This is a genomic window from Streptomyces sp. NPDC127084 (assembly GCF_042724175.1).
In the GTDB taxonomy this organism is placed as follows: domain Bacteria; phylum Actinomycetota; class Actinomycetes; order Streptomycetales; family Streptomycetaceae; genus Streptomyces.
On record NZ_JBHXFA010000284.1, the window covers coordinates 1 to 4,197 of the forward strand.

Genomic DNA, 4,197 nt, shown 5'->3' on the forward strand with positions numbered 1-4,197 from the left:
CCCGGAAGCCGCGCAGCGCCTCCCCGGGCGCGGGGGGGGGGGCCCGCCCCGGGCCCCCCCCCGCCCCCGGCCCCCCGGGGCCCCCCCCCCCGCACGCCCTTGCGGGCGCCCGACGGCTTGGACAGCAGCAGCTTGCGCAGATCGCCGCCCGTCTTGACCTGGTGGTCCTCGGCGGCACTCAGCGGCACCGGCTGCGCGCTCGCCGCGAGGGGCTTGGCCGGGTAGGTCAGACCCGCCTGGCTCAGCACCGGGAGCGGTGTCGGCTCATGTTCGGCCTGGACCCCGTAGCCGACGGCCGTCCCGCCGGCGATGCCGACGACTGCAGCGACCGCGATGAGCAGCGCCGTCCTGCCGCGGCGACGCGCCCTGCGCACCGTACCCGCCGCGCCGTCGATGAGTTCCGGTGCGGTTCCCGGCTGTTCCGTCGCCGGAGCCTGCTCCGGCTGCTGCGCTCGCTCCGGCTGGTGATCCTGCTTGCCCTGCTCAGGCGGCGCGGCCTGCGGCGGCGTGCCAGGGCTGCCGGTGTCCTGCGTGTCCAAAAGGAAGGTCCCCCATGGTCATGATCGGTCGGTTCCGCGCGCAAGGAAACGCCTTGTCCGCGCTCACTCAAACGACCCATGCCCTTCGGCCAGGGTTGTAGCAGCGCGCATTACAGTTCGGCATATGGCGAAGAAGCTCGTGATCAAGGTGACCGCCGGGGCCGACGCCCCCGAACGCTGCTCTCAGGCCTTCACGGTCGCGGCCGTCGCCGTGGCCAGCGGCGTGGAGGTCTCGCTCTGGCTCACCGGCGAGTCCTCGTGGTTCGCGCTGCCTGGCCGGGCCGCCGAGTTCGAGCTGCCGCATGCCGCACCGCTGCCGGATCTGGTCGATTCGATCCTGGCGGCGGGCAGGATCACACTGTGCACCCAGTGCGCCGCCCGGCGGGAGATCACCGAGAAGGACGTGATCGAGGGCGTACGGATCGCCGGTGCGCAGGTATTCGTCAGCGAGGCGCTGGGCGACGGCGTCCAGGCACTCGTCTACTGAGACCGGGACGCCGCTGGGGTCCGGCCGGTACGGGACACTCGGCGCGGCTACTGGCGCGGGCCTGACCCGGGCTTGCGCTTGCCGTCCAGCTCGTCCCACCACTCGTCGGACTGCGGATCGCCCGAGGGGGCGTCCCACCAGCGGTCATCGGGACCGCGCCGGTTGGCCACCACCGCCGCGAGCGGCGGGATCACCATGGCCACAACGCACATGGCGACCGCCACGGGCACCGACCAGAGGCGTACGAAAGCGGCGGATACGAAGAGGACGAGGCATCCGCCCATCATCAGGAAGTAGGCGTGACGGCGCCGCGCGTACATGACTCCAGCGTACGTCCGCCCCCCGGCCCCGCACATGTGCGGCAACGGCCGGAGGGCCGCACCCCGTCCAGTGGCGTCCAACCCCTGGGGTGCGGCCCTCCGGCCCGTTTCTCGCTACGCCACCGGCGGACCGGCGGACGGTCAGACCGCGATGGCCACCTCTGCGAGGCCACCGGTCTGGGCGACGACCGTGCGGTCCGCCGTGCCGCCGGGGACGAGGGCCCGGACGGTCCAGGTGCCCTCGGCCGCGTAGAAGCGGAACTGTCCGGTCGCCGAGGTCGGGACCTCGGCGGTGAACTCGCCGGTCGAGTCCAGCAGCCGCACATAACCGGTGACGGGCTCGCCGTCGCGGGTCACCTGGCCCTGGATGGTGGTCTCACCGGGCTTGATCGTCGAGGCGTCGGGGCCGCCGACCTGCGCTCCACACATGCTGTTCTGTCCTTTACGTCGGGGGTAAGCGGGGTAAGTCGGGGGTCGGGGAGACCCTGGGGCCGGGGCTTACTTGTTCGCGCCGAGTTCGATCGGCACGCCGACGAGGGAGCCGTACTCGGTCCACGACCCGTCGTAGTTCTTGACGTTCTCGACACCGAGCAGCTCGTGCAGCACGAACCAGGTCAGCGCGGAGCGCTCGCCGATGCGGCAGTAGGCGATGGTGTCGGTGGCCAGGTCGACCTGCTCATCGGCGTAGAGCGCCTTGAGCTCGTCGTCCGACTTGAAGGTGCCGTCGTCGTTGGCGTTCTTGGACCACGGGATGTTGCGGGCGCTCGGCACATGGCCGGGGCGCTGCGACTGCTCCTGCGGCAGGTGCGCCGGGGCGAGCAGCTTGCCGCTGAACTCGTCGGGCGAACGCACGTCGACCAGGTTCTGGCTGCCGATGGCGGCCACGACGTCATCGCGGAAGGCGCGGATGGACGTGTCCTGGGCCTTGGCCTTGTACTGGGTGGCGGCCCGCTGCGGAACGTCCGCGCCGTCCACCAGATCGCGGGAGTCGAGCTCCCACTTCTTGCGGCCGCCGTCGAGGAGCCGGACGTCCTGGTGGCCGTAGAGCTTGAAGTACCAGTAGGCGTAGGAAGCGAACCAGTTGTTGTTGCCGCCGTAGAGGACGACCGTGTCGTCGTTCGAGATGCCCTTCTTCGACAGCAGCTCCTCGAAGCCCGCCTGGTCGACGAAGTCACGGCGGACCGGGTCCTGGAGGTCCTGCTTCCAGTCGATCCGGACGGCGTTCTTGATGTGGTTCTTGTCGTACGCCGAGGTGTCCTCGTCGACCTCGACAAGTACGACCTTCGGGTCGTCCAGGTGTGCCTCGACCCAGTCGGCGTCTACCAGGACGTCGCTGCGGCTCATGCTGTTCTCCTCCGGGGCAGTGTGCGGCGAGTGGTGCGCGGGCGATGCGCGAGGGGTGCGTGCGGGTGCGCCGGAACGGCGTGCGGCACACGGGTGGCCCTGACGGGAATGGGCGTCATTGGGCCCGGGATGCGGAAGCGCAGCTTCCGCTCAGAAGGAGCGACAGAGCATGGCGGCGACGCGACACAGGTCTACTGCCCGCCGCTTCGTGAGATCCGCCTGTCCCCGGGGACGGAGACCGCTCGAAATTCGCTGCATGGTGCCGATCGTAGGGACGACGGGGCGGCCATGTCACCGGCGTGTCGCATAGTGAGACGCGATCGTCCACATAACGGAATGACTTCCGCTCCCGGAAGCACCCCGGGGGGCGGCCGAGGGCTCCGATCCGGTCAGCCATCTGCGGATCGGACGGCACCGTCTCACCATCCGATCATCGTCCCCGAGCTGGGGCCCGGGGATTGCGGCCGAAGCCGCTTGGGCCGAGCGGCTCAGCCCGCCAGCCGCACATCCGTACCCGCGCCCGAGAACCGCAGCCCCCGCTCGTCGGCCAGGGCCTTGTCCAGCTTGACCGTGCTCGGCATCCCGTCGAGCTTCAGGTCGTAGTCGACGGCATCCCGCAGCATGCCGTCGAAGCCGGGCACCGGCAGCCCCGGCAGATCGGCGGCGCGCACCCGGACCGTGTCGCCACCGACGATGGAGACGGTGCTGTACGCCGTGATCGTACGGCCCTTCAGCAGGCCCTCGGCGAAGCCGGGAACGTCGACTCCGGTGCTTTCCAGCAGCTCGACGGCCGGGCCCGACACCTTGACCTGTCCCTTGGCGGCACGCTCGGCACCCGCGTACGAGACGCTCGCCCCCTTGGGCGCCGACTTCGCGAGGTCGGCGTAGGAGATCCGGGCCGAACCGGTGGCACGGTCCGCGACCGCGGAGCTCAGACCATTGAGGCGGACGCTGTTCAGCTCGGCCGTGACCTCGGTCACCTGGATGGCATGCCCGCCGGCCCTGGCCGTCACGCCGTCCGCGCTCACGGAGACGTCGTCAAGCTCGGAGCCCACGACCTGGGTCAGGAAGGGGAAGCCGTTGATGGACACCTCGGGCTCCTCGCTCAGCCCCTGGCTGCTTCTGATCTTGGCCGCGACCTCGCGCTCCGCGTAGCCGACCGCGAGCCGGTCGGCGAGGGTGAAGAGCCCACCCAGGATCACGGCCGTGATCAGAAGTATTCGCAGCGCGCGCATATCGTGCCGTTCCCCCACCCGTGTCCGGCCGGCCCGGGATCGGAACGGTCCTCATGACCGACGTGCGGGCGCAGGGAAATAGTTCCCACCGTGATCGCTGCGACCTCTGCGGCCCTTGCGACCTCCCGCGGCCGCTGCCGCGCCTGGTTGCGGCCAGGCGCGGTGATGTCCAGGCCTGGCCTAGATGTACTGCCCAGGCAGGTTGGTCGAGTTTGTGCGACGACACGGTCTGAATCTGGCTGACGACGAAGGCCTCCGGTTGTGGAGTGGAG

The 4,197-nt window shown here is 70.4% G+C and carries 6 protein-coding genes and 1 pseudogene; 1 reads left to right on the plus strand and 6 read right to left on the minus strand.

Annotation, left to right across the window (positions count from 1 at the left end; translation table 11 throughout):
• Positions 1 to 539: pseudogene (locus ACFWI9_RS33130) on the minus strand (hypothetical protein); the annotation flags it as partial.
• A gap of 124 nt (positions 540 to 663) precedes the next feature.
• Here ACFWI9_RS33130 and ACFWI9_RS33135 point away from each other — a divergent pair.
• Positions 664 to 1,026 (plus strand): DsrE family protein, encoded by a 363-nt coding sequence (locus ACFWI9_RS33135; protein WP_387168688.1) that lies wholly within the window; start codon positions 664 to 666, stop codon positions 1,024 to 1,026.
• 47 nt (positions 1,027 to 1,073) lie between these two features.
• Here ACFWI9_RS33135 and ACFWI9_RS33140 read toward each other — a convergent pair whose 3' ends face one another.
• From ACFWI9_RS33140 to ACFWI9_RS33160, 5 genes are all read right to left on the minus strand, one after another.
• Positions 1,074 to 1,346, minus strand: coding sequence for a DUF3099 domain-containing protein (locus ACFWI9_RS33140; RefSeq protein ID WP_387168691.1), 273 nt, complete (start codon positions 1,344 to 1,346; stop codon positions 1,074 to 1,076).
• A 141-nt stretch (positions 1,347 to 1,487) separates the two neighbouring features.
• Positions 1,488 to 1,775 (minus strand): DUF1416 domain-containing protein, encoded by a 288-nt coding sequence (locus ACFWI9_RS33145; protein WP_338671897.1) that lies wholly within the window; start codon positions 1,773 to 1,775, stop codon positions 1,488 to 1,490.
• A gap of 69 nt (positions 1,776 to 1,844) precedes the next feature.
• Entirely contained in the window at positions 1,845 to 2,690 is an 846-nt protein-coding gene (locus ACFWI9_RS33150) for a sulfurtransferase (RefSeq protein WP_387168695.1), read from the minus strand.
• Between the two features lie 150 nt (positions 2,691 to 2,840).
• Positions 2,841 to 2,948: a putative leader peptide gene (locus ACFWI9_RS33155; RefSeq protein WP_387168698.1), complete on the minus strand. Its 108-nt coding sequence runs from the start codon at positions 2,946 to 2,948 to the stop codon at positions 2,841 to 2,843.
• A 230-nt stretch (positions 2,949 to 3,178) separates the two neighbouring features.
• A complete protein-coding gene (locus tag ACFWI9_RS33160) occupies positions 3,179 to 3,925 on the minus strand; it encodes a DUF2993 domain-containing protein (RefSeq protein WP_387168701.1) in 747 nt (248 codons plus the stop codon).
• Between the last annotated feature and the right edge of the window lie 272 nt (positions 3,926 to 4,197).

Bases quoted from the DNA above. Each gene is read 5' to 3' on its own strand.
- ACFWI9_RS33135 (WP_387168688.1), top strand. From the start codon at position 664: ATGGCGAAGAAGCTCGTGATCAAGGTGACCGCCGGGGCCGACGCCCCC.
- ACFWI9_RS33140 (WP_387168691.1), bottom strand. From the start codon at position 1,346: ATGTACGCGCGGCGCCGTCACGCCTACTTCCTGATGATGGGCGGATGC.
- ACFWI9_RS33145 (WP_338671897.1), bottom strand. From the start codon at position 1,775: ATGTGTGGAGCGCAGGTCGGCGGCCCCGACGCCTCGACGATCAAGCCC.
- ACFWI9_RS33150 (WP_387168695.1), bottom strand. From the start codon at position 2,690: ATGAGCCGCAGCGACGTCCTGGTAGACGCCGACTGGGTCGAGGCACAC.
- ACFWI9_RS33155 (WP_387168698.1), bottom strand. From the start codon at position 2,948: ATGCAGCGAATTTCGAGCGGTCTCCGTCCCCGGGGACAGGCGGATCTC.
- ACFWI9_RS33160 (WP_387168701.1), bottom strand. From the start codon at position 3,925: ATGCGCGCGCTGCGAATACTTCTGATCACGGCCGTGATCCTGGGTGGG.